General features: G+C 45.8%; 23 protein-coding genes. 13 read left to right on the top strand and 10 right to left on the bottom strand.

Annotated features, from left to right (window positions below; genetic code table 11):
* The first annotated feature begins 2 nt into the window (after positions 1-2).
* From tsaB to JIG40_RS15345, 7 genes are all read left to right on the top strand, one after another.
* On the top strand, positions 3-704 hold the full coding sequence (gene tsaB, locus JIG40_RS15375; RefSeq protein WP_032081518.1) for a tRNA (adenosine(37)-N6)-threonylcarbamoyltransferase complex dimerization subunit type 1 TsaB: 702 nt from the start codon (positions 3-5) through the stop codon (positions 702-704).
* Positions 705-765: 61 nt separating this feature from the next.
* Entirely contained in the window at positions 766-1,065 is a 300-nt protein-coding gene (locus tag JIG40_RS15370) for a hypothetical protein (protein WP_024373154.1), read from the top strand.
* Between the two features lie 18 nt (positions 1,066-1,083).
* Positions 1,084-1,641 carry a Slp family lipoprotein gene (locus JIG40_RS15365; RefSeq protein WP_020429932.1) on the top strand — a complete coding sequence of 186 codons (558 nt, stop codon included), beginning with the start codon at positions 1,084-1,086 and terminating at the stop codon, positions 1,639-1,641.
* On the top strand, positions 1,638-2,498 hold the full coding sequence (locus JIG40_RS15360; RefSeq protein WP_199465736.1) for an alpha/beta hydrolase: 861 nt from the start codon (positions 1,638-1,640) through the stop codon (positions 2,496-2,498). The genes JIG40_RS15365 and JIG40_RS15360 overlap by 4 nt, the downstream gene beginning before the upstream one ends.
* Before the next feature lie 105 nt (positions 2,499-2,603).
* Entirely contained in the window at positions 2,604-4,301 is a 1,698-nt protein-coding gene (gene fadD, locus JIG40_RS15355) for a long-chain-fatty-acid--CoA ligase FadD (RefSeq protein WP_020327870.1), read from the top strand.
* A gap of 104 nt (positions 4,302-4,405) precedes the next feature.
* Positions 4,406-5,521, top strand: coding sequence for a ribonuclease D (gene rnd, locus JIG40_RS15350; RefSeq protein WP_020327869.1), 1,116 nt, complete (start codon positions 4,406-4,408; stop codon positions 5,519-5,521).
* A 168-nt stretch (positions 5,522-5,689) separates the two neighbouring features.
* Entirely contained in the window at positions 5,690-7,537 is a 1,848-nt protein-coding gene (locus tag JIG40_RS15345; protein ID WP_199465609.1) for a M3 family metallopeptidase, read from the top strand.
* A gap of 54 nt (positions 7,538-7,591) precedes the next feature.
* On the opposite strand, the gene minE is transcribed toward JIG40_RS15345, so the two are convergent.
* The 3 genes from minE to minC are packed head-to-tail and all read right to left on the bottom strand — an operon-like array spanning position 7,592 to position 9,358.
* Positions 7,592-7,855 (bottom strand): cell division topological specificity factor MinE, encoded by a 264-nt coding sequence (minE, locus tag JIG40_RS15340; protein WP_004726580.1) that lies wholly within the window; start codon positions 7,853-7,855, stop codon positions 7,592-7,594.
* Positions 7,856-7,861: 6 nt separating this feature from the next.
* On the bottom strand, positions 7,862-8,674 hold the full coding sequence (gene minD / locus JIG40_RS15335; protein ID WP_020327867.1) for a septum site-determining protein MinD: 813 nt from the start codon (positions 8,672-8,674) through the stop codon (positions 7,862-7,864).
* Between the two features lie 21 nt (positions 8,675-8,695).
* On the bottom strand, positions 8,696-9,358 hold the full coding sequence (minC, locus tag JIG40_RS15330; RefSeq protein WP_020327865.1) for a septum site-determining protein MinC: 663 nt from the start codon (positions 9,356-9,358) through the stop codon (positions 8,696-8,698).
* A 201-nt stretch (positions 9,359-9,559) separates the two neighbouring features.
* On the opposite strand from minC, the gene JIG40_RS15325 reads away from it, so the two are divergent.
* From JIG40_RS15325 to JIG40_RS15310, 4 genes are all read left to right on the top strand, one after another.
* Positions 9,560-9,838 (top strand): YcgL domain-containing protein, encoded by a 279-nt coding sequence (locus tag JIG40_RS15325; RefSeq protein ID WP_020327863.1) that lies wholly within the window; start codon positions 9,560-9,562, stop codon positions 9,836-9,838.
* A gap of 24 nt (positions 9,839-9,862) precedes the next feature.
* Positions 9,863-10,834: a lytic murein transglycosylase gene (locus JIG40_RS15320; protein ID WP_199465608.1), complete on the top strand. Its 972-nt coding sequence runs from the start codon at positions 9,863-9,865 to the stop codon at positions 10,832-10,834.
* A gap of 90 nt (positions 10,835-10,924) precedes the next feature.
* A complete protein-coding gene (locus JIG40_RS15315) occupies positions 10,925-11,872 on the top strand; it encodes a LysR family transcriptional regulator (protein WP_024373148.1) in 948 nt (315 codons plus the stop codon).
* Positions 11,873-12,081: 209 nt separating this feature from the next.
* Positions 12,082-13,287, top strand: coding sequence for a NupC/NupG family nucleoside CNT transporter (locus JIG40_RS15310; protein ID WP_024373149.1), 1,206 nt, complete (start codon positions 12,082-12,084; stop codon positions 13,285-13,287).
* 70 nt (positions 13,288-13,357) lie between these two features.
* Here the strand turns inward: JIG40_RS15310 and folD are convergent, their stop codons facing one another.
* A complete protein-coding gene (gene folD / locus JIG40_RS15305) occupies positions 13,358-14,218 on the bottom strand; it encodes a bifunctional methylenetetrahydrofolate dehydrogenase/methenyltetrahydrofolate cyclohydrolase FolD (RefSeq protein WP_020327859.1) in 861 nt (286 codons plus the stop codon).
* A 1,128-nt stretch (positions 14,219-15,346) separates the two neighbouring features.
* Positions 15,347-16,615, bottom strand: coding sequence for a hypothetical protein (locus JIG40_RS15300; RefSeq protein ID WP_244662680.1), 1,269 nt, complete (start codon positions 16,613-16,615; stop codon positions 15,347-15,349).
* A gap of 454 nt (positions 16,616-17,069) precedes the next feature.
* On the opposite strand from JIG40_RS15300, the gene JIG40_RS15295 reads away from it, so the two are divergent.
* Positions 17,070-19,163, top strand: coding sequence for an AAA family ATPase (locus JIG40_RS15295; protein ID WP_199465607.1), 2,094 nt, complete (start codon positions 17,070-17,072; stop codon positions 19,161-19,163).
* Positions 19,154-20,923, top strand: coding sequence for an ATP-dependent helicase (locus JIG40_RS15290; protein ID WP_193256224.1), 1,770 nt, complete (start codon positions 19,154-19,156; stop codon positions 20,921-20,923). The genes JIG40_RS15295 and JIG40_RS15290 overlap by 10 nt, the downstream gene beginning before the upstream one ends.
* 125 nt (positions 20,924-21,048) lie before the next feature.
* Here JIG40_RS15290 and JIG40_RS15285 read toward each other — a convergent pair whose 3' ends face one another.
* The 5 genes from JIG40_RS15285 to JIG40_RS15270 all read right to left on the bottom strand — a co-directional run bounded on the left by JIG40_RS15285 (position 21,049) and on the right by JIG40_RS15270 (position 23,735).
* A complete protein-coding gene (locus JIG40_RS15285; protein WP_116921402.1) occupies positions 21,049-21,411 on the bottom strand; it encodes a transcriptional regulator in 363 nt (120 codons plus the stop codon).
* Positions 21,412-21,487: 76 nt separating this feature from the next.
* Complete coding sequence (locus JIG40_RS22965; RefSeq protein WP_257390238.1) at positions 21,488-21,622, bottom strand: hypothetical protein; 135 nt, start codon at positions 21,620-21,622, stop codon at positions 21,488-21,490.
* Positions 21,619-21,822 (bottom strand): hypothetical protein, encoded by a 204-nt coding sequence (locus JIG40_RS15280; protein WP_193256226.1) that lies wholly within the window; start codon positions 21,820-21,822, stop codon positions 21,619-21,621. Before JIG40_RS15280 ends, JIG40_RS22965 begins: the two co-directional genes overlap by 4 nt.
* Positions 21,823-21,883: 61 nt before the next feature.
* Positions 21,884-23,188, bottom strand: coding sequence for a HipA domain-containing protein (locus JIG40_RS15275; protein ID WP_193256228.1), 1,305 nt, complete (start codon positions 23,186-23,188; stop codon positions 21,884-21,886).
* A 1-nt stretch (position 23,189) separates the two neighbouring features.
* Positions 23,190-23,735, bottom strand: a complete 546-nt coding sequence (locus JIG40_RS15270) for a hypothetical protein (RefSeq protein ID WP_199465606.1) — start codon at positions 23,733-23,735, stop codon at positions 23,190-23,192.
* Between the last annotated feature and the right edge of the window lie 28 nt (positions 23,736-23,763).

Here is a 23,763-nt window from a genome sequence, read left to right as displayed (position 1 = left end):
ACATGAGCGCAAAAATTCTTGCCTTAGATACCGCAACAGAAGCCTGTTCGGTTGCTTTGATGGTAGGCGACAAACTGTACAGCCGTAGTGAAGTGGCGCCGCGCGATCACACCAAAAAGATCCTGCCAATGGTGGACGAGGTGTTGAAAGAAGCCGGAGTCACGTTGCAAGAGTTGGATGCGCTGGCGTTTGGCCGTGGCCCGGGCAGCTTTACTGGTGTGCGTATTGGCATCGGAATTGCACAAGGTTTAGCGTTCGGCGCTGACTTACCAATGATTGGCATTTCGACGCTGGCTGCGTTGGCACAAGGTGCATACCGTGAACACGGTATGACTCGTGTGGCCAGTGCGATTGACGCGCGTATGAGCGAAGTGTACTGGGGCCGTTATGAGCGTCAGGAAGATGGCACTTGGCTAACGACAGATGAAGAGTGTGTTATTCCGCCACAAGCGCTGAGTGAGAAAATCAGCGCAAGCAGCGAAATCTGGGGCACTGCCGGTACGGGTTGGGATGCCTACAGTGAAGCGCTGGCGAGTCTGCCAATCGAGCGTCAGGACAGCGGTGTACTGTATCCACAGGCGCAGGATATGGTGGTGCTGGCTAAGCATGAGCTGGAAAAAGGCAACACCGTTGCAGTGGAAAATGCCAGCCCGGTTTATCTGCGTGACACGGTAGCGTGGAAAAAGCTGCCGGGCCGTGAATAATCCCGGACGATCATAGGCAAAGGCTGGGCGTGTTCGTCCGCCTTGAATGAGCAGGAACAGCATGGTTTCAATTAATGGATTGCCTCCCGCGCGGATACCCGGTGCTAACCGGGCATCTAAAGCGAAAAAGAAGAATGAGGTAAGTAAGGGATCGTCGGAGGTGGCGCAAACCACCAAAGTCGCGACCGCTGTTTCTAATTCCATTCGTCAAATGGATCCGTCCGATATCCATCGTGCGCAGGTGCAGTATGATCTGCCGGAAGGCCGATCGCGTAAAGCGTTAGAAGAGTATATGGACGTGATGAACCAGGCGAGAAAAGAGGAACTTGCTCAAATGCTTGGGGTCGATATTTATATCTGATTTAATGGGACGTAAACGATGAAAATCTATCATTTTAAATTAGCATTGACCGGACTGGCGGCATTATTGCTGTCGGCGTGTGCGTCCCTCCCTGAACAGTTAACATCGCAAAGTGAATCGGTAGTGACCGATTACACGATCTGGACTCAGGCAGATCCCGCTCAGAAAGGCGAGGTTCGCCTCGGTGGTGTGATCGCCAGTACCAAGAATTTAACCGACAAAACCCGCTTAGAAATCGTCAATTTACCAATTGATGACGCGGGACGGCCAAGCTTAACCAGCGAACCGCAGGGGCGCTTTGTCGCTTACGTGAAAGGTTTCCTGGATCCGGTCACATTCGGAGAAGGCCGCCTGATCACGCTGGTCGGTACAACGGCTGAGCCCGAAAGCGGCAAAGTCGGCGACTTTGAGCATCAGTTCCCGGTGATGAATGCCAACGGTTACTATCTGTGGCGTGTCACGGAACGTGTGGTGATCGACGATACCGGACCTTACATGTTTCCCTGTCGCAACTTCTACTGCCGCCATTTCGATGATTTTCCACGCGATGGCCGGGTGATCCAAGAAGTTAAATAATGCTGCAGTCGCAAAGTTATGTTTTAGCCGAAGGACGCCTGGCGGCGATCGAAGTCGGCAATCCAGAAGCGGCCGAGATATCGGTCGTTTTTTTACATGGCTGGTTGGATAATGCCGCCAGTTTTCAAACGGTTATGCAATCTTTGCATCATCTCAATCCCGATTGGCACCTCTGCGCAATCGATTTACCAGGACATGGGCTATCAGACCATAAATCTGGCCACAGTTTCTATCCATTTCACGACTATATTGACGATATTTACCAACTTTTGGCTAACTTTTCATCAAACAGACTGGTGTTAGTCGGCCACTCTCTTGGTGCTTTGATTTCAAGTTGCTATAGTGCCGCCTTTCCTGACCAAGTCGCAGGATTAGTTCAGATCGAAGGCTTCGGCCCACTCGCGGAATCTCCAGCCCTCAGTGTTGAGCGATTACGTCACGGTGTGATGAGTCGTCAACGCATCCGACGCAAACCAGAACGCGGTTATACCAGCTTTGAACAAGCACTTGAGCGCCGTGTCGCGGTCAATCAAGTTGCGGCTGAGTTACTCGCACCGATTGTTGAGCGGGGTATTGAGTGCGTGGACGACCAATGGCGCTGGCGGCACGACAGCAAGCTTAAGAGTGAATCGTTGTACCGAATGTCGTGGGAACACGCACAGGCAGTGTTGGAGCATATTCGCTGCCCGCAACGGATTATATTGGGCGATCAGGGTTTTCACCATTTGAAGCAAGATCGCCACATTTCGCCTAACGATCGTTTAGAGATGTTTACCATTTCTGGTGGTCATCATTGCCATCTTGAGCAGCCTTCACTCGTCGCAGAACTAATTTTTGGCTTAGTTAACAAAATTTAAACAAGTGTTTGGGTCTTTCGTGCTCAAGCACGTCGGCTGTGCTGTAATAGCGTTCATTCTAATAATGACAACAAGATACGCCAGTCAATTACGAGGAGTATTACTGTGGATAAACCTTGGCTCTCACGTTATCCAAGCGATGTACCGGAAACCATTAATCCCGACCAATATCTGTCATTGGTTGAAATGTTCGAACAGTCAGTGCACAAATACGCCGACCAGCCAGCCTTCATCAACATGGGCTCGGTGATGACGTTTCGCAAACTGGAGGAACGTAGCCGAGCGTTTGCGGCTTACCTGCAGAATGAACTGAAACTGAAAAAAGGCGACCGCGTGGCATTGATGATGCCGAACCTACTGCAATATCCGGTGGCGCTCTTTGGTATTCTGCGCGCGGGTATGATCGCCGTGAACGTTAACCCGCTATACACTCCTCGCGAACTGGAACATCAGCTCAACGATGCTGATGCTCGCGCCATCGTGATCGTCTCTAACTTCGCCAATACTCTGGAGCAGATCGTTGCCAACACGCAGGTTAAGCACGTCGTTCTGACCAGTCTGGGCCAGATGCTGCCGCGTGCTAAAGGTACGCTGGTGGACTTTGTGGTGAAATACGTCAAAGGCATGGTACCAAAGTATGACCTGCCGGGCGCAATCTCGATGCGTAAAGCGCTGCACAAAGGTCGTCGCCTGCAATACGTGAAGCCGTTTATGTCAGGCGAGGACATTGCGTTTCTGCAGTACACTGGTGGCACAACGGGTGTGGCGAAAGGAGCGATTCTGACTCACCGCAACATGGTTGCCAACGTGCTGCAAGCCAAAGGTGCATACGGTCCTGTGCTACGCGAAGGCCGTGAACTGGTGGTGACAGCACTGCCGCTGTATCACGTATTTGCGCTGACCGTGAACTGTCTGCTGTTTATCGAAATGGGTGGCAGCAACCTCTTGATTACCAACCCGCGCGATATTCCAGGCTTTGTCAAAGAGTTGCAGAAACATCCGTTTACAGCCATCACTGGCGTAAACACGCTGTTTAACGCTCTGGTGAACAACGAAGATTTCCATGAGCTGAATTTCGCCAACATGAAACTCTCTGTGGGCGGCGGTATGGCCGTACAACGCGCGGTGGCAGAAAAATGGAAAAAGATCACTGGTGTCCATTTGCTCGAAGGCTATGGCCTGACCGAATGTTCACCACTCGTCACGGGTAACCCGTACGATCTGGCTGATTACTCCGGTGCTATTGGTTTACCGGTGCCTTCAACCGAAGTGCGTATCGTCGATGACGAAGGCAATGTGTTGAACTACGACCAAACTGGCGAACTGCAAGTGCGTGGCCCGCAAGTGATGCAGGGTTACTGGCAGCGTCCGGAAGCGACCAAAGAAGTCATCAATGAAGAGGGTTGGTTGTCGACGGGCGACATTGTGCGCTTTGACGAAAACGGCATGATTTACATCGTCGATCGTAAGAAAGACATGATTCTGGTGTCGGGCTTCAACGTGTATCCGAACGAGATTGAAGATGTGGTGGCACTGCATGGCAAAGTGCTGGAAGTGGCCGCGATTGGCCAGCCACACGAAGTGTCGGGCGAAGTGGTGAAAATCTACGTGGTCAAGCGCGATCCGAGCTTGACCAAAGATGAACTGATCACGCACTGCCGTAAACACCTGACCGGTTACAAAGTACCAAAACTGATTGAGTTCCGCGAAGAACTGCCAAAAACCAACGTGGGTAAAATTCTGCGTCGCGTACTGCGCGAAGAGAACGATGCTCAGCTGGCTGAGCAGAAGAAAAGCGCATAACGCACATCAAATCAAAATGATGCTACAATGCCGGCCTAACCGTCGGCATTTTTTATTCCCAAGGGTCACCGATACCCGTAAGGGAGACACAAAGTGAGCCTTTTGTGAATTATCAGATAATTGATCAACTCAACGATTTAGAACGTGTGTGTGCTCTGGCGCGAGACGCAGACGTTGTCATGCTGGACACCGAGTTTGTCCGCACCCGTACCTTCTATCCGCAACTGGGCCTGATTCAGCTGTTTGACGGTGAAAACCTGTCGCTGATCGACCCGTTGGCGCTCGATGAGATGTCACCGTTTGTCGAGCTGATGCAAGACACTTCGGTTCTCAAAGTGCTGCACGCGTGCGGCGAAGATATCGAAGTATTTAAGACCAGCTTTGGTTGTGTGCCGTTCCCAATGGTGGATACGCAAATTATGGCGGCGTTTCTTGGTTACGGCCTGTCCACAGGCTTTGCTTCGCTGGCCAATGATCTGCTGAATGTGGAACTGGACAAAAGCGAGTCACGCACCGACTGGCTGGCGCGCCCCCTGTCGCAGAAGCAGCTTGAATACGCCGCAGCGGATGTGTTTTATCTGATGCCAATGTACGAACAGTTGCTGGAGAAAGTGATTCAGGCAGGCTGGTGGGAAGCGGCGCAGCAAGAATCTGAACTGCAAGTGGAAAAGCGTACCCGCACTTCCAACCCAGAGCTGGCGTACCTTGATATCAAAGGAGCGTGGCAGCTGAAACCGAAGGAACTGGCGGTACTCAAGCCACTCGCGACCTGGCGTTATCAGGAAGCGGTGAACCGCGATCTGGCACTTAATTTCGTCATTCGTGAAAACGATCTGCTGACCATCGCTCGTCTGGCTCTGCGTAGTCCGAAACGCATGGAAGAAGAAGGCATCGATCCGCATGCGATTCGTCGTCACAGCACCAAGATGATCAACATCGTTAAAGCCGCGCAGCAGACCCCGCCAGAGCAGTACCCGGAGAAAATCGTGCCGCTGATGGACTATCCGGGTTACAAACAGCTGTTTAAAAAGCTGAAAGATGAAGTGAAAAATGTCTCGCAATCATCCGGATTGGCGACGGAGTTTCTGGCTTCCAAGAAGCAGCTCAACCAATTGTTGAACTGGGTATGGAACAAAGATAAAGATCCGGAAAAATTGCCGGATGTGATGCAAGGCTGGCGCCTGCCTCTACTGGGCGAAAAGCTGGAAAAACTTGTTTAATCTGCAAAACCGGTCATCAGGCCGGTTTTTTGTTGTCAGCTTGCAGGAAAAATCAGTAAATGTGAGTTTACATCCGTTTTTGGTATGAATCTGGTTGATTATTATTTGTCTCCGGGGAGGCATGCCATAATGGGGGCTGGTAACGGACAACGTCATAAAAGGAATCCAATGACAGCGACGCAATATCTCAACGATTTAAACCATCGTTATCTTCATCTTCATCGCGTTAAAGAAGACTTTTTCTGGGATACGTACATGGGCATCAGCGATGACCATGACGGTTCGACTCAGGCGCAAACCGAGTGGACGCAATTTCTCAGCGCCGGTGAACAAATTCAGGCCATTCGCGACCAAATTACCGTTGCGCAGGCGATTACCGACGAGCAGGAAAAGCGCAGCACTCTGGCCGGGTTGGAAGGCTGGCTGGCGATGTTTGAATCGCACGCGCTGGAATCGACAGCCGCGCAGCAACTAAAAGCCAAGCTGATTCAGTTTGAAGCGGATCTGTTTGAGAAAAAACAGAAGCACCCACTGTATTACACCAATGAGCAAGGTGAACAGATCGAAGCCTCTCTGGTGACGCTGGCGGCGACCATCCGCACCAGTGATGTGGAAGCAGTGCGTCAAAGCGCACATCAGGCGCTACTGGATTTAGAGCAGTGGTTGCTGCATAACGGCTTTATCGAACTGGTGAAGATGCGCAACGAATTTGCCCGTACGCTCGGTTATCGCACTTTCTTTGACTACTCAGTAGCGAAGAAAGAGAAGATGACCAGCGATGAGCTGTTTGCCATTCTGGATGATTTTGAAGTGCGCACACGTGACAGCCATCAACGCAGTCTAAGTGCGCTCGCGGCAGAGAAAGGGGAGCAAGCGCTCACGGGCTATAACTTCATCTTCTCGTTTGCCGGCGATGTAATGCGCGACTTAGATCCGTATGTGCCGTTTTCTCGTTCGCTGCGCCGTTGGGTAGAGTCTTTTGGCCGCCTGAATATCGATTATTCTGGTGCAGAGCTGACACTGGATCTGCTTGATCGTAAAGGCAAATACCCGAACGGGTTCTGTCATGGCCCGATCCCGTCGTTTTACGATCAAGGTCAGTGGGTGGCGGCTAAGGTGAATTTCACCAGTAACGCGAAACCGGATCAGATCGGCAGTGGCTACGATGGTATCAATACACTCTTCCACGAAGGCGGCCACGCGGCGCACTTTGCCAACGTGAAACTGAATGCACCGTGCTTCTCTCAGGAGTTTGCCCCAACTTCGATGGCGTACGCCGAAACGCAATCCATGTTCTGCGACAGCCTGCTGACCGATGCCGACTGGCTGAAAACGTATGCCTTCAATGCTCAAGGTGATGTGGTGCCGGATGACGTCATCAAAGCCATGGTCTACAGCCGTCAGCCATTCAAAGCTTACGAAGAGCGCAGTATTTTGCTGGTGCCTTACTTTGAACGTGCTTTGTATGATTTGAGCGACGATGAACTTACGCCTGAGCGCATTACAGCGTTGATGCGTGCCACTGAGCAGCGCATTATCGGCCTTGAGTGCAGCCCGCGCCCGCTGCTGGCGATCCCACACTTGTTGTCAGATGAAGCCGCGTGTGCCTATCACGGTTATTTGTTGGCACACATGGCGGTTTACCAGACACGTGCGTACTTCCTCGATAAGTTTGGTTATCTGACCGATAACCCGCACATAGGTCCGCTGCTGGCGAAGCATTACTGGCATGATGGCAACCAGGTGTCGCACAATGAAACCATTGTTCGCCTGACGGGTGAAGGGTTTAACGCCAAGTATTTAGCCGACATGTGTAACCAGTCTGCAGAGCAGGCGTGGCAAAGTCAGCTGAAGAAAATTGAAGGATTGTCTGCGCGTCAGCAGGCACCCGTCGCGTCACTCAATGCGACCATTCGCGTCGTGGATGGTGCGAAGGAGCTGGCGAGCAACCAAGAGTCTGACGAGCAGATGTGTGAGCAGTTTGAGGCGTTCATCGCTGAGCACTACGGCTGTTAACGAAATCACGCACTCTCACAACGAAAAAGAGCCGACTGAGTCGGCTCTTTTTTTTTACTTTTCGTCGTCCGGTAGCTTGACGTTCAGCTCCAGCACGGAGATGTCGTCATCTTTGTGTTCGAATGACAACTCAACCATGCTCGGGTCAATCGCGACATACTTGGCAATCACTTTCAGAATGTCTTCTTTCAACTGAGGCAGGTAAGTCGGTGCCGGATCGTTCTGGCTGCGACGTTCTGCAACGATGATTTGCAAACGCTCTTTGGCGAGGCTGGCTGATGTTTTCTTTTGTGGTCGGAAAAACTCAAGTAATGACATTAATCTCTAGCCCCCAAAAAGTCGTTTAAAGATGCCTTTCTTCGGCTCGGTCAGGAAGCGGAACTCCACGGTTTGGCCCAATAGGCGTTCAACGGTGTCGTCGTAAGCTTGGCCTGCATCGGACTGTTCGTCAAAGATGACCGGCACGCCTTTGTTGGATGCGTTCAGTACGGCCTGGCTTTCCGGAATGACACCTAGCAGCGGCACATGCAGAATTTCTTCAACATCTTGTACGCTCAGCATGTCACCCTGAGTAACGCGAGCCGGGCTGTAGCGGGTCAGCAGCAGGTGCTGTTTCACAGGTTCCATACCTTGCTCAGCGCGCAGCGATTTCGAATCCAGAATGCCAAGGATACGGTCAGAGTCGCGCACGGAAGAGACTTCAGGGTTGGTTGTCACAATCGCTTCATCGGCGTAGTACAGCGCCATCAGCGCGCCTTGCTCGATACCTGCTGGTGAGTCACAGATGATGAAATCGAAGTTCATCTCTTTTAGTTCATTCAGCACGCGCTGCACACCATCTTTGGTCAGTGCATCTTTATCGCGGGTCTGCGAAGCCGGAAGAATGAACAGGTTTTCGTTGCGTTTGTCTTTGATCAACGCCTGGTTCAGTGTTGCTTCACCATTGATGACGTTTACGAAGTCGTACACGACGCGGCGTTCACAGCCCATGATGAGATCAAGGTTACGCAGACCGATATCGAAATCGATCACCGCAGTTTTCTTACCTTTCAGCGCTAAGCCTGACGCGATTGCGGCGCTGGAGGTCGTTTTACCTACACCGCCTTTTCCTGACGTAACGACAATGATGCGTGCCATTTAATAATTTCCTTTCGAATTTTAAATTGTGAGTATTTCAAAATGGAGTGACTCTTCAGTCATGCTGAGCATCACTTTCTTCTGCCAGAACTCACTTTCAATCTGATCGCTTAGCCAGTAGTTTCCAGCGATGGATACCAGCTCAGCTTGTAAATCATGACAGATAATTCTTGCTTCTTTTTGACCACTGGCACCGGCAATCGCCCGGCCGCGCAGTGTGCCGTGAATATGAATGGAACCATCGGCAATCACTTCCGCTCCCGGGCTGACGTGATTGAGGATCACCAAATCGCCATCTTTGGCGTACACCTGCTGCCCGGAGCGGATCGGTGTACGAACGATTTTGGTTGGCGCCATTTTCGCAGGCGCTTTGGTCGGGCTGTTGCTGGCGGTCATGACGGCAAAACCCGCTTCTGATGCCAGCGACTGACAGCGTTTATCTTTGCAACCCGTGACACCGACCGGGATCAATCCCGCGTCGCTGATGCCATTTTTCAGGGCCAGAAAGTCGATGTCGCCATCCACTTTCGAAATATTGATCACCACCGGAGCGTTGGCGAAGAACGCCGGAGCCTGCGAGACTTTCTGTTTCAGAAACTCGACAGTACTGGCGATTTGATTGTCAGAAAGGTGTAAAACTGACAAAGTAAAACTACTACCTTTCAGGTCAGGTGTATTAGACATCGTAACGTTGACCTCAATAAACTCTTGGCTGCATAAGAAAGAGCGTTGCCCGAGACTAGGGAAGTCATGTTATATTCAGCGCCTAGGCGCAGCAAGTTATCTTGCGGTCAAATGAGTGATTTAGGCTCAATTTTAGTAAAAGTTGACCATTTATAGACAAATTCAGCCGGAAGGCGGATTAAAGACAACAAAAGGCTTCTCATGCTTTGTTCTATCTACAAAAGTTCTAAGAAAGACGGTACCTATCTCTACATCCCGAAACGCGATGATTTTTCACAGGTCCCTGACACTCTGATGCAGATGTTCGGTAAACCTGTGTTCGTTATGCTGGTGAATCTGGAAAAGCGTCAGTTAGCGCAGGTTAATGTGGATAACGTCAAAGCGTCGCTGGAAGAACAGGGTTTCTTCTTGCAATTGCCGCCGCCTCCAGAGAATCTGTTAGAGAAATACAAAGAAGAAAAAGCTCAGCGCAAATCCTGAGCGGGATGACTCGGGGAGGGCATCTTGAAAAAATTATTGTCAGTTATTCTGGGATTAACCCTTTCAACGCCGGTTCTGGCGAATGAAATCAGCTTTGAACAGTACGTGGAAGGCCTAAAACAACAAGCGCGTCAGGAAGGGATTTCTGAACAAGTGCTGACCGATGCCTTTTCCTATGTGGAATACAAACCTCGTGCCGTGGTGGCGGATCGCAATCAGCCAGAGAAAAAGCTCACTCTGGATGAATACATTCCGCGTGCTGTGCCTGAGTGGAAAGTGAACCAGGCGCAGGCACTGTACGAAAAGCATTACGATGAACTGCAACGCATCGGCAAAGAGTACGGCGTGCAGCCGCGCTTTATTGTGGCGTTATGGGGCGTGGAAAGTAACTTTGGCGCGCACATGGGTCGTTATAGCGTGATTGATGCGTTGTCGACCATGTCCTACGAAGGTCGCCGTGAAGAGTTTTTCCGTAAGGAAACCATGGCCGCACTACAAATTCTGCAGCAGGGCCACATCAAAGCCGATGAAATGAAAGGTTCATGGGCTGGTGCGATGGGTCAGTGCCAGTTTATGCCAAGTTCCTTTTTGGCGTTCGCCGCCGATGGTAATGGCGATGGCAAGAAAGACATTTGGGGTAGCAAAGAAGATGTGTTTGCTTCCACGGCCAACTATCTGAGCCAGTCCGGGTGGGATGACAAGTACACCTGGGGACGCCAGGTGAAAATCCCGAAAGGGTTTGATCACGCGCTGGAAGGTCGCCAGGCCGAGAAAGGCAAGTTCCTGCAAGAGTGGAGCAAACTCGGTGTTACCCGCTACGACGGTAAACCGCTGCCCAAGCTGGATGACGACATCAAAGCCTGGTTGATCATGCCGGACGACGAAAGTGGCCGTATTTATCTGGTGTACAACAACTACAATGTACTGATGAAGTGGAACCGCTCGTATTACTTTGCGCTCGCGGTCAGTCACTTAGCCGACCGAATCAAATTTTAACCACTAAGGGCTCTGCAGAGCCCTTAATTATATCCCCCCACACTGCAAGAGGATTAATTTGCGGTGTATTAAGCCAAATCAGGAGTTGCTGTGTTAGCAGACCGGGCCAGTCAGATGGTGATGTTCGCTGCGCTGATCAAACATCAGAGCTTTACCGCCGCTGCGCGCAATTTAGGCGTGTCGGTGTCGCACGTCAGTAAACAGCTGGCGCAACTCGAAGCCTCGGTGGGCATCAAGCTGGTTCAGCGCACCACGCGCAGTTTTACGGTGACGGAAGCCGGTGAGTCGTTCTATCGCCATTGTGAGCAGTTGGTTGATTTGGTCAGCGATGCCGATAATGAGTTGATTAACCAGCGTGAGGAAGTCTCTGGCCTGCTGCGTCTGGGGTTGTCGCAATCCTTTGGCTCGCTGCATGTATTGCCTGCGCTTGAAGAGCTGCGTCAGCAGTATCCGAACTTGCAGGTCGAAGTACATCTGTTCGACTACAAAATCGATATGCTGAGCGAAGGGCTCGATTTGTGGATCACCAGTAACGAACATCTGCCGGAAGGCTATATTGCCCAGCGCCTCGCGGACTGCAAGTTTGTAGTGGCCGCCTCCCCGGATTATCTGTTGCATCACTCCACACCGCAGACACCGAACGATCTGTTGGATCACAACTGCCTCATCTATCGCAGCTGGGATCGAGACTACACGCGCTGGGCGTTCCGTAACCGTGAGCAGCAACTGAGCATCAAAGTCTCCGGCAACTATTCGGTCGACTTGGCTGAAGCGGTGCGTGATGCCGCGGTGTCAGGGTGGGGGATTGCGTATCTGGCCACCTATCTGATCCGCGATGAATTTCGCAGTGGCAAACTTATTCAACTGCTGCCGGACTGGCAGGCCAGCCAGAATATGCCCTTCTATGCCGTTTATCCCAGTCGCCAACATCTGCCTAAAAAAACCTCGGCCGTGATCGAGTTTCTCAAACAGAAAATTGGTGAACCGTGTTACTGGGATACCCAACTGGAACCCTATGTTCGCCTGCCATCGTTGTGATGGATTGTTTCTCGTTTTCAAAACATTTTTTCCATTTGGAAAAATAACTCAATAGCAAACGTTTAGTCAGCGTTAAATCAATGGGTTATGAGTAACGTGGGATGGAATGCGTTTCTGAACACAGCTGATTAACAAACCCGAGTTGCGCACACGTTTTCCTGCTATACAATCCGACGCCTTTCCTGTTCCCCTTTTATTTGGATGGCGTTATGTCTTCTCTTATTGGTGTTGTGGCAATTCTGGTCATTGCCTGGTTACTTTCTACAGATAGAAAAAATATTCAGCTGCGCACAGTGGCGCTGGCGTTTGCTCTGCAAGTGATTTTTGCCTTGTTGGTGCTGTACGTACCCGCGGGTAAAGAAGTGCTGCATGCGGTGACCGAAAGTGTGTCGAAGCTGATCAACTATGGTCAGGAAGGCATTGCATTTATCTTTGGCGGCATTGCAACCGGCAGTGTTGGTTTTGTGTTTGCCGTAAACGTGCTGGGTATCATCATCTTCTTCTCGGCGCTGATCTCCGGTTTGTATCACATCGGCCTGATGCCGAAAGTGATCAATCTGATTGGCGGCGGCATTCAGAAACTGCTGGGTACTGGCCGTGCTGAGTCACTGTCAGCGACTGCGAACATTTTCGTCGGCATGGTCGAAGCGCCGCTGGTGGTAAAACCTTACCTGAAGCAAATGAGCGATTCGCAATTCTTCGCAGTGATGACCTGTGGTTTGGCATCGGTTGCGGGTGGCACGCTGGTGGGCTATGCATCGCTGGGTGTGGATTTGAGCTATCTGATTGCGGCCGCGTTTATGTCTGCACCAGCGGGTTTGCTGATGGCCAAACTGCTGGTACCAGAGCAGGGTACGGTCGACGTTCAGGTTGAATCGCACGAACTGGATCTGCCGCAAGCGACTAACGTGGTGGAAGCTGTGGCTGACGGTGCGATGTCCGGTGTGCGTATTGCCGTAGCGGTGGGCGGGACTTTGCTGGCGTTTGTCAGTGTGATTGCGCTGCTGAACGGCATGTTGGGCTGGGTTGGCGGACTGTTTGGTATCGAACTGAGTTTCCAACTGATTCTGGGCTATCTGTTCGCACCACTGGCTTGGCTGATTGGTATTCCATGGAACGAAGCCATCACGGCAGGTTCGCTGATCGGTAACAAGATCGTGGTGAACGAGTTTGTCGCCTTTATCCAATTGATGGATGTGAAATCCCAGCTGAGTGCACATTCGCAGGCTATCGTAACCTTCGCGCTGTGTGGCTTTGCCAATATCTCAAGCATGGCAATTCTGATTGGTGGTTTGGGCAGTCTGGTCCCTGAGCGTCGTAGCTTCATCTCCAAATACGGTTTTCGCGCGATCGCCGCTGGCGTTCTGGCGAACCTGATGAGCGCTTCGATTGCCGGCGTGATTCTGTCACTGTAAGTGCTTTCTTAAGCTAAAAAGAACCCCAGCCTAGGCTGGGGTTTTTGCTTTTGGAACTTGCTAAACAGCATCACTTATTGGTGTGGTACTGCTCGCAGGCCAGCATGGTGTTTTCAATCAGGCTGGCAACGGTCATTGGGCCAACACCACCCGGAACCGGCGTAATGAAGCTGGCGCGAGTACGAGCTACATCGTATTCCACATCGCCAACCAGTTTACCAGTGTCGAGACGGTTGATACCGACATCGACCACGATCGCGCCTTCTTTGATCCACGCGCCCGGAATGAAATTCGGCTTACCGACCGCAACCACCAGTACGTCAGCCTGACGGACGTGATGTTCCAGATCTTTGGTAAAGCGGTGACAAGTTGTCGTCGTACAGCCGGCCAGCAGCAGTTCTAGTGTCATTGGGCGACCGACAATGTTCGAAGCGCCCACGATGACCGCGTGTTTGCCGCGCAGCGGAATGTTGTAGCGATCCAGCAGGGTGATGATGCCTTTTGGTGTGCAAGAGCGCAGTTTAGGAATGCGCTGAGCCAAACGACCGACGTTGTAAGGATGGAAACCATCGACGTCTTTTTCCGGAACGATGCGCTCCAGCACCTGAGTGGAGTCAATGCCGGCAGGCAGAGGCAGCTGAACCAGAATGCCGTCGATTTCCGGATCGTTATTCAGTTGATCAACCAGAGCCAACAGTTCGTTTTCGGTGGCGGTTGCCGGTAAGTCAAACGACTTAGAAACAAATCCCACTTCTTCACAAGCGCGGCGTTTACTGCCCACGTAGACCTGAGAAGCCGGGTCTTCACCCACTAAAACCACAGCCAGACCAGGTGCGCGCAGCCCTGCTTGAGTGCGAGCCTTAACACGGGCCGCAACCTCGGAACGTACTGTCTGAGAAATGAGTGTTCCATCAATATTTTGAGCAGTCATGACTTTCCTTACACATTCGTAGTGAAAATTTTTGCGCGCATTGTCGCAGATATTTTGAAGAACATCTATAAGCAAACGTTTGCTTTGTTCTGTTTTTCAGCACTTATTGTCTGAGTGACAAAATTTTGGTCATTTGAAACATAATGTTAGACAAAGCCGTTGATTTACCCTCTCTAACTCGTATAATCCTCTCCCTGTAGCGCGCCCTTAGCTCAGCTGGATAGAGCAAAACTAACCCCCTAAAGATTACCATTCGTTAAGAGAGTAATTGATTTGAAAGGGTTTAGTTGGTGGTAAGTTTACTACTTAGGGTTTTAGAGAGTTACCACAAAGCATTTTTAGTTACCACTTTACTTAAAAAGTGGTAGTGTTTAAAGAATATAGTCCCCATAGCTCAGTTGGATAGAGCACGTGCCTTTAAATTTGGAGCCTGTATTGGGAAACCTTTACAGTGCAGAGGGTGAATTCAAGGAAACCTCAGCGCGTAATGGCGGTGGCAATCTTGAGCCTAGCTCTACAAGCGTGTAGAGAAGGTGCAGAGACTAGGTGGAGCAATGCGAACTCATTGCGTAAGACACCATAAGCGCCCTCCATCTAAGGTATAAAATCTTCGGATTTCCTAGGAATAGGTTACTAAGGTGAAGATATAGTCCAGACTACAAACGCCTTAAGGCGGCAGTGAAAACTGTAGTGGTAAGCTAAGCATGTGGTCGTAGGTTCGAATCCTACTGGGGACGCCATACATATGACGGTGCAGCAAATCTTTGCTGCACCGTTTTTTTTTTGAAGTAGTTCTTCGCTCTTTGCGTAGAGCATATCTAAAATCTTTAAATCGTGATTTGATAAAGTTAGGTTCTTTTATCAAAAAAACAGCTTCTCATATATCATCTCAAGTTAAGATACGTTTACGTCCTTTGTATTTGGTTTTAAGTGCAACTAAGCTAGTATCGAGTGGTTGATAGTCCTTAGAAACTGCGACTAGTTCCTGAAGTGTTAATGTAACATTTCCCAAAACACGATTTTGCCCCTGCGGGTTTTGAGGCAGACATTACGTTATAGCTTGTGCTTCGTTATGCTATAAACTTGACAGAGATGAATAAGCGCTTTTAGCGCATCTATGAGGAATGGTTACACGGGCTTCTTCAAAATCAACACGCTGTGGAAAAGCAATGCTTTGATGATGTGGTTAAGACAATGAACTTCTCGGAACAGAAGCAACATCTTCCGTAGGAATTCCATAAGACTAACTTCTATGGTTTTGTCTCTAGTAAGTCCTTCCTTGGCAGAGTTATATGTAATGATTTGCGTTGCTTCATCATAGCTATACTTGTAGTGTGCGATACCATTTCTAAGCTGGTTATCAATCGCTTCTTCGTCAAGTTTGAAGAAACAGTCATCTAGTGCAGCGAGCTTCCTGCCTAAATCAACATCTGCGTACCTATCAAGCGATGTGAAATCCTTAATAGGTTTATCTTTCTTATTCAAGAGTACTTTTTCTGAAAACTTGTTAAAGTCACCGCGTTTGATTAGATTGTTCAACCCTGCTACTAGTACCAGTTGTCTAGAGTAAACCTCTGCTAAGTCCTTATAGACGTTGTTGCAAGACTCGAAGTTAGTTGTTGATACCCTAGCAGGGACATTGCCTAATTCTTCGGCTTTGTAGTCATAGTACAAAGCTGGTCGTAGAGGAACTTCAAGCTTGATTAACTTAGGGTACAAGCTCAAAGTTTCATGGTGAACGTTCTTCAAGAAGCCAGTGCTTAGTAAACTATCAAAGAACTCATTTAAGTTCTTGTGATGCTCATTGTAAAGACTTAGAAGTACTTTCGGCATTTCTTTACTAAGTTCTTGACTATGCTCATAAACGGTCAATGGAGAAGACATAACTGAAGTAGCGGAATACAGAGCAGCAATTACATCCTGAGGTTTATGTGATTTCAGCTTTATGAACTCTAACTTCTCAAGGCTCTTAATGACTTTTTCAAATCCTTTTATATTACCTTTCTTGTATTGGGACACTAGACGTTTTAGTGTTCGGTGATGTTCTCCTAGCTGGTTTAGAAGTTCCAAGCGTCTAGATAGATCGGCAAAAGACTCTTGTCCAATTTCGCTAATCACACGCATAAACGTAGTGTCACCTTGTTTGTACTCACCAAACGTGGTGGGGAAATCAAGATGCAAGTCAACGAAGACGTTTTCTCCAGTGAAAGGAGCTTTAAACTCCTTTATTTCCGTTGCTCCCTCAAGGTCATTAAAGCCTAATGTGAAGCTAATACGTTCCCCACATTCGGGGCACGCAAATTGGAGTGGTTGAACTTTTCGGTTGGAAAAGCCTATACGGCAATCAATCAAAGTTTCGCAGGTGTCACATTCATAGCGTGTACAAATATTCATCATCTCAATCTCTTGATTTTTTGTTTTAACTAAATATTTCCAGTTGTTCTATCAGTGTCAAGCTGTGTTTTAGTTTGTTTGAAAAAGTGCGATGTGAAATGTTTTTGAGAATTGTGCCGAGTTAAAATACCCTCCGAAGAGAGCTAAACAAACAGCTCGCTCGCCAAAAATAGTAACAAGGTTTTGTCAAATATTGAGCTAGTTCCTATGGCTAGCTCGGAACTGTCCCATAGCGAGCTAGAGCGGGATTGAACCAGGCTTCAACCCTCGCAATTTGAATTAGTTTTTGTTTATGTCCAGAACTTTAAACTATGTGACCAAATTTATAATCCACTTCACCCGTTCGTATAGCTGAAGATGTTATGCTAGGAGTTTCTCATTATCGCAATGAGTGATTGGTTTGTAGGTACATTCATTGCGCTTAAGATATGTATAATTTTGCATGGGTGATTAAAACGTGTACATTTCTAGCATCGATATCTCAAATTACAGAAGCTTCAGAAGTCAAAAAATAGAATTTAAAAATGATATTAACGTTATCGTTGGGCATAACAATGCAGGTAAAACAAACCTTTTACGTGCATTAGCTGTAGTACTAGATAACTCATCTTCAAAGAGTTTATCTATTGACGATTTTAACAAAAATATCCCTTTGGATGAGTTAAAGATTGAAGCACCAAAAGTCTCGATAGCTGTTACCTTTAAAAAAGGGAACGACCACACTCCAGATGATTTAGCTGCGATTGCTAGTTGCCTGACTAAGCTTGAGGAGGATTATGAAGCTAAACTAACCTACGAGCTATTTTTGCCAGAAAAAGAACAAACTAATTATTTAAAAGAGATAGATAAGGTAAAAGATACTACTTCAAAAGAGGATATATGGAAGATCATTGAGTCTAGCTTTTTAAGAAAATATAAGTATAAAATTTGGGCTGGCAAAGTTGAAAATAAAGAACCTGTTAGTAGCGAAACCATCAGTAAATTTGATTTTCAGTTCTTGGATGCGATTAGAGATGTCGAAAGAGACATGCTCAGCGGAAAAAATAATTTACTCAAAGATGTATTTCAGTTTTTTATGGACTATGATCTTAAGAAAAATATCAATACTCTTAAACCAGATGAAATAGAACAAAAAGTACAAGAAATCAGGACTAGAGAAAGTAAGTTTAAGGCATCCTCTGAAGGCGTATTAGCGCAACTGCATGAAAGAATATCAGAGGGAAAGGGTGAAATACTAGGCTATGCTAACAAAACTGGTGCAGATTTTAATGATTCGTTTCCTGACTTTGATGGTAGTATTTCTGAAAAAGATATGCTTTTTGCTTTGCAACTTATAATAAAAAAGAAAACGGGAATAACGGTACCCGCGACTCATAATGGTTTAGGCTACAATAACTTAATATACATGTCTCTTCTCTTGGCAAAAATGCAAGTTAATTCTGATGGTAGCTATATGGGAAGTAACGCTAAGATATTCCCAATGTTAGTAATTGAAGAACCAGAGTCACATCTTCATCCATCTATGCAACACAAACTATTGAAGTTCTTAAGTGACAAGAATAATAAAGCTAGACAAGTTTTTATCACAACTCACTCAACACATATAACGTCATCATGTAAATTGGAAAATATAATCAATCTGTATTCAGATGATGAAGAATATACAGTTTCCTACCCTTCAAAAGCATTAGGGAATGATGATAGTAAAAGGTATGTTCAGCGATTCTTAGATGCAACTAAATCGGACATGCTGTTTGCTCAAAAAGTTATCTTTGTTGAAGGGATTGCTGAACAGTTACTAATATCGACTTTTGCAAAATATTATGACAATGAAGTCAAAAAAACACAGCCAGATCTTTCCAAATGCTTAGAAGATAACCATATTTCCGTAATTAATGTTGGTGGTCGATACTTCGAGCATTTCTTGAAAATTTTCGATACAAATGATGAAAATGCTATTCCTAAAAAGGTTGTATGTCTAACTGATAGAGACCCTGTAAGAAAAGTAGAAAGCGGTAATTATGAGAAGTGTTATCCCTTTGAGTTAGGAACCGATAACGAAAATTATGATTATTCTAACAACTCATCACAATTGATTGATAAATATAAAAGTCATAAAAACATAAGATACTTTAGCCAAGGAGAGAAGAGTAAAACCTTTGAATATGAGCTTGTTTTAGAAAACCCAAAACTTAAACTTCTGTTAACGGATTCCATTAGTAATAAGAAAGAACTGGAAAAATTAATGGACTCAATTGACGAACTACCAATTGAAGAGTTCATTAAGCTATTGAATAAGGGAACTGAGAAAAAACCACATGCAGAAAACAATCGAATCATCGAGTCCATTCAGAGCTGTTCATGGGATGAGTATAGTAAAAAGAAAGCTATATTAGCATCCAGATACTTGAACTCCGTGGGTAAAGGTGAAAATGCACTATTACTATCTGACGTATTAGAAAGAAACCTTGAGAAAATAGGTACGGATGAATACCAAGAATTTGTAGTACCTCAATATATTAAGGATGGGATTGATTTTCTATGTGCATAAATACGATAACATCTGAATCAATCATTAATGCCATTGATGATGAATTTAGGATTTCGGCAGGTCCAGGAGCTGGAAAAACTCATTGGCTAATAAGTCATATTAGTAATGTAGTATCAAATTCAACTCGTTTAGGTAAATTTGGTAAAGTTGCGTGTATTACTTATACAAACATTGCCGCTGACACAATCAATAGTAGATTAGGTAACTCATCACAACATACGGAAGTAAGTACGCTTCATAGCTTCCTATACAGACACATAATTAAGCCCTATGCATCCTTCTTGCCATCCGAGTATGAACTTAGCTTCGAAAAAATAGATGGCCACGATGATCATTACGTTAGCCTTAAAAGAATCAATGATTGGTTAAGTAATCATAAAAGTAAGGCTAAGTTTAAACACCCTTATACAATAAATCAGCTTCAAAAACTAAAGAACAATCAAGATGCCTTAAGTAATTGGATAAGAACAATTTATTGGTCGATGGATCAGGAATTAAACCTTGAACTAAAGTGCAAAAGCAAAGAAGCATATTATAGTGAGTCAGGGAAACGTAAGTATATATCAAATAAAATCATAGATACTTTATCAGAAGACTTAATTACATACAAAAAGATTTTCTGGAGAAAAGGGATATTACACCATGATGATATACTTTATTTTAGCTATAAGCTAATAGAAGAAAATCCATTTATTATGACTGTAATAAAATCTAAATTTCCCTATATATTCATCGACGAATTTCAAGACACAAACCCTATTCAGTCTAAAATAATAAGTAAAATTAAAGAAATAGGTGTTATAGTTGGTGTTATTGGAGATAAAGCACAGTCAATTTATGGTTTTCAAGGTGCTACACCAAACGATTTTGATAACTTTATTTCACCTAGGACAACCCAATACACTATTTCTCAAAACAGACGTAGTACAAATTCAATTATTGATGTTTTAAATCATATAAGAAAAGATATTGAGCAAACCCCATATAGGCAAGAAAAAGGGGTATTACCACATTTACTGGTGGGAAATATTTGCGACGCTTATGAGTATTTAAAGGAAAGTGTTGTTGACGGGGAAATTAAAGTAATATCAAGGAGTAACATCTCTGTATACTATTTAAACAGAGTTTTTAACGGCGGAGTATCAGATGTAAATCCCGTAGATGAGATTAGAAATGTCGACTCAAATACAGAACGAAAAAATAAAGTAATAAACTGTATTACAGCGCTATTTTTCGCTAATAACTTTAGGTTTAAAGAAGCAGTTGCCGAAATTGAAAAAAATTTCCGTGAAATTTTAGATGAAGATATAAGAAGAAAAAAAGCATTAGATAGTCTTTTTGTACTTACGGCGAATCGAAGTGAATTTGAAGAAAAAAGTATTTATGATTTTTTTGTTTTCATTAAGGAAAATATACACAATTCCATTTCAAAACTCACAGATAAAGGAAAGCAAAAACCTTTATATGAACGTATTTTGTACAAAGACATTATAAACCAACTATGTACAGTCGGCGAGTCGGGGGATATAAAAACTATACATAAAACTAAAGGCGATGATTTTGATAATGTGTTAGTCCACTTACCAGATGAAAAAGACCTTGAGTTTTTAATAAATCCAGACCTCGAAAGCAATGAAGAACATAGGATTTATTACGTAGCTGTAAGTCGAGCAAAGGACAGATTGTTTATATCAGTTCCGACTCTAAAGAACAAAGATAAAGAAAAATTATCACCCTTGTTCAAGGTCGTTGAGTTATAAGCCCGAGATCTACGCGGTACTGAAATCATACAAACGTCTAAGGCCTCACATACTTTTCCTAATCTGACAGAAACGCTGTAGATCATCAATTCTAAAACGTTTCTGTCCAGTTGTGAGTTAGCGATTCAAAGTAAAAGGGATCTGCCCATAACGATCTCGAATGTCGTAAACAACGCTATTGGTCGAGATTCACTTCCCCTCACATCCAGATAAGCAAAGCCCTTAGATGACAGAGCTTCAAAGGTATCAGTAACATCCTTGATACTGCGCCCACTTATTTCAGCAAGGTCATCGAGACTATTTGGCTTTTCGCGAGCAATCAAATTCAGTAGTTCAACATTTTCGTTAGACAGCAGTAGTGAAAGCGCAGCCAGTGACTCAAACAAAAATTGAGGGTAAGGTTCTTCAGCTATCACTTTTCCTTCTGCAATGCGAATCATGCGCTTACGAGCCAACTCTTCTGATAGAATACCGATTTTTGCCTTCATACCATCCTCAATTTTAATAGTCACGATCTAAATCGACTGAATAATCACCGACGATCTTATCTAATTCTTCTTCCATTTATTGAGAAGGAGCAATCAACTTACCAGGATGTTGCTCTATGTCTTTTTCGAGTAAGTCTAGCAAGCGATCAATATCCTGGTTGTCACGCGAAGTTTCTGTTAGACCACTGATCTTCTCTTTCTCACGTTTCATTGATAGCTGTTCCCGTTTTTTATTGACGCAATCACTTTTAATAAATCTGTAGCTATTGCTGGGCATTTGTCGTTCATAAAAACCATTACTTCATCACCAAACTTCATTGTTACGATACCGTTCTTATCGACACTTAGTAGAGCGAAAGACTGCTTCAAATCAAGAGTCGTGTTAGTTCCATTGGTTGTGGTTTCAGCCATCTTTCCCCTCACTGCTAACGAGTATGTTTACAAAATGGGCAATAATTGTTACCCGAGATGTTTACTTAATTGATTTGTTTAACTTTTCGACGATCTTAGTGGCATGTTGAAATATTGCGTCCTTCACTAGCGAAAACTCCTTTTCAGGAAATCGATTGTCTATAGAGCTAAGTGCGCTACTGAATTGAGCGAGAAAGGCCGAGATGATTTCGTGGCAGTTCGCATTGCTGATACCGAACTGATTAGCTGTCTGCTCTATATGGCGTAAGCAAATTTTGTTGATATGGTATTTGTATCCTCGCGATGCTTTCAGTCCCATAGCTAGCTTTAACTTTCGCTTATTTAACCCAGTGGCACCGATGGCAGGATAAGCTGATAGCAAATCGTAGAACGGAGCGAGCTGATAGTATCCGCCAGGAGCAATATGCACGGAAAAGTTCTTGAGATGACCGTCAGTGGCACCAAGGAGACACTGCAACACCATGAACTTAAAAAAGTCATGATTGTTCGCCTTTCTTTCTGCTGAGAGACACAAAACATCAACAATTTTGGAGACTCCGAGGTTGTTCTCCGATTGATATTTTTGATGTTCAGGGACACCAAAAATCTGGCAGAAATCTTCTTGGTGCCTACGAGACACAACTCCGTCAACAAAACATCGGTCGAACCTTTCCACAGCAAGGGCTTTCGCTCCTGATTCTGTCGTTATTATCTCTATATCGGGAACACTGAAACCAAGCTCCTTAGCAATTTGATTGCAGATGAATTCATTCTCAACACTGCTGCTCATATCTAGTACTGAGTTGCTTTGCACAATCGCATCCATCGGATATTTGATAATGTGGCTACTGATTGATTTCTCTTGAGGTACGTACCATTTACCGTTCAACCTAGTTAGCGTTGTTTTTCGTTGAGTGCCTGAAATACAAGGTCGATATTCCCCAAAAAAAGGAAGAAATGACTTACGCTGAGTAACGAGTTCATTTAATTCGCTTGCCGAGATCTCTCGATATTCCCGCCCTATATTTGGTGCCTGCCTGCTCTCAGTAAATGAAATGCCGCCCGTGCTATCATGACCAATCTTGGAGAGTAAATTGAATGCATCGTTGGATTGCACACCTACCGAGTGAGCAAGGCTTAATCGTTCTTCTTTCAAGTCAGGAAGCAGGTTGTGAATGAAATTCAGTGCATTAAATGATGAGCATTCTCCCTTTACGAGCGGTAGGCTTAACGAGATCGGGAAAGCTGAATCATATGCTAACCACTCATCAGAGTATGAGAATGACCAGTAGGTCTTCGACTGTTGGACAAACTGCCCCACGAGCATGTTGTTTGTGGCATGAGCGTAAAGTATAGGATTGTGCAAGTTAACTCCCACTTTCTACTGGGTGGGTTGTGTTTTTGTAGAAGGTAATTGCGTTTTCTACTGCCAGCATTTCGGCTTTGAGATCCAATCTACGATTGTCATACTCGGATATATACTCATCTAAACACGTCCGAAGTTCTGAGTGTTGAGTACACAACTGAGTGAAATGCTTCCATGTCCTTTTATGAAGAGAATAGGACTCTGACAGCTCTGACTGTTTATCTTGCAAAATCGTCAAAAGACTTTCTCTTTTGAAAGAAAGGTAGTTGGAGTCCTCACTGTAGTTGTCGTAATCCACGACTTCCCAGTCGATATGGTTAAACATAAAACCTTTGGAAAATTCTTCATCACCATGCTTATCGAAACCGCACGAGAGGACTGCTCCGATCAACGACATTTCCTTCAATTTTTTTTCGACGTATTCATCCGATAAGTATTCTTTTTCATCACTATCTAATGGAAAGGATTTTAGGTCGTTGGCAGAGAAGTGTTCATTGTAATAAATGGCGAGAAATAGCTCTTTTCTAATTTTTACCTTCGTTTGCATAAAAAATGACCGATTGTGTTGATTTTGA

The organism is Vibrio sp. bablab_jr001 (genome assembly GCF_016464285.1).
Lineage (GTDB): Bacteria > Pseudomonadota > Gammaproteobacteria > Enterobacterales > Vibrionaceae > Vibrio > Vibrio fluvialis.
This window is presented reverse-complemented; position numbering and strand designations above follow the sequence as displayed.

Coding starts and splice junctions, on each gene's coding strand:
- tsaB (WP_032081518.1), top strand. CDS start 3: ATGAGCGCAAAAATTCTTGCCTTAGATACCGCAACAGAAGCCTGTTCG.
- JIG40_RS15370 (WP_024373154.1), top strand. CDS start 766: ATGGTTTCAATTAATGGATTGCCTCCCGCGCGGATACCCGGTGCTAAC.
- JIG40_RS15290 (WP_193256224.1), top strand. CDS start 19,154: ATGTGCATAAATACGATAACATCTGAATCAATCATTAATGCCATTGAT.
- minC (WP_020327865.1), bottom strand. CDS start 9,358: ATGTCTAATACACCTGACCTGAAAGGTAGTAGTTTTACTTTGTCAGTT.
- JIG40_RS15325 (WP_020327863.1), top strand. CDS start 9,560: ATGCTTTGTTCTATCTACAAAAGTTCTAAGAAAGACGGTACCTATCTC.
- JIG40_RS15270 (WP_199465606.1), bottom strand. CDS start 23,735: ATGCAAACGAAGGTAAAAATTAGAAAAGAGCTATTTCTCGCCATTTAT.
- JIG40_RS15365 (WP_020429932.1), top strand. CDS start 1,084: ATGAAAATCTATCATTTTAAATTAGCATTGACCGGACTGGCGGCATTA.
- minE (WP_004726580.1), bottom strand. CDS start 7,855: ATGTCATTACTTGAGTTTTTCCGACCACAAAAGAAAACATCAGCCAGC.
- minD (WP_020327867.1), bottom strand. CDS start 8,674: ATGGCACGCATCATTGTCGTTACGTCAGGAAAAGGCGGTGTAGGTAAA.
- JIG40_RS22965 (WP_257390238.1), bottom strand. CDS start 21,622: ATGAAACGTGAGAAAGAGAAGATCAGTGGTCTAACAGAAACTTCGCGT.
- JIG40_RS15345 (WP_199465609.1), top strand. CDS start 5,690: ATGACAGCGACGCAATATCTCAACGATTTAAACCATCGTTATCTTCAT.
- JIG40_RS15310 (WP_024373149.1), top strand. CDS start 12,082: ATGTCTTCTCTTATTGGTGTTGTGGCAATTCTGGTCATTGCCTGGTTA.
- JIG40_RS15300 (WP_244662680.1), bottom strand. CDS start 16,615: ATGATGAATATTTGTACACGCTATGAATGTGACACCTGCGAAACTTTG.
- folD (WP_020327859.1), bottom strand. CDS start 14,218: ATGACTGCTCAAAATATTGATGGAACACTCATTTCTCAGACAGTACGT.
- JIG40_RS15280 (WP_193256226.1), bottom strand. CDS start 21,822: ATGGCTGAAACCACAACCAATGGAACTAACACGACTCTTGATTTGAAG.
- JIG40_RS15285 (WP_116921402.1), bottom strand. CDS start 21,411: ATGAAGGCAAAAATCGGTATTCTATCAGAAGAGTTGGCTCGTAAGCGC.